At 66.1% G+C, this 345-nt stretch carries 1 protein-coding gene; it reads right to left on the reverse strand.

Features of this window, described 5'->3' with window-relative positions:
• A partial coding sequence (locus EN850_RS34545) for a phosphoenolpyruvate-utilizing N-terminal domain-containing protein (RefSeq protein WP_246689326.1) occupies positions 1-316 on the reverse strand: 316 nt, incomplete at its 3' end.
• Positions 317-345 lie beyond the last annotated feature (29 nt).

The raw sequence follows: 345 nt of genomic DNA on the forward strand, positions 1-345 counted from the left end.
GGATCTCGCCTGTCAGGCCCTTCATCGCCGGCGCGCGTTCGGGTTGCAGGAAGGCATGGATACGGCCGATCACATGGTCCAGGTCGTCCATGCGGCTCTTCAGGTAGGCATCGTCCATGCCATCGAAGACCTTGGCCAGGCGGTCGCGCTGCAGGCGCAGGGCGTAACCGGCACTGTACGGGCCGCTGCGGATCAGTTCGTCCAGGCCATACAACAGCTCGGGGTCGTCCAGCAGCAGCGCGTGCAGGTCCAGGAACTCGCCCACTTCCTGGTTCAGTGCGCCATGCAGGCGCTGCCGCAGCTCGTGCATTTCCATGCGCACGGCACCCACCGCCCCGTCACACC

The sequence above is a fragment of the Mesorhizobium sp. M8A.F.Ca.ET.207.01.1.1 genome, assembly GCF_004794715.1.
Taxonomy (GTDB): domain Bacteria; phylum Pseudomonadota; class Alphaproteobacteria; order Rhizobiales; family Rhizobiaceae; genus Mesorhizobium.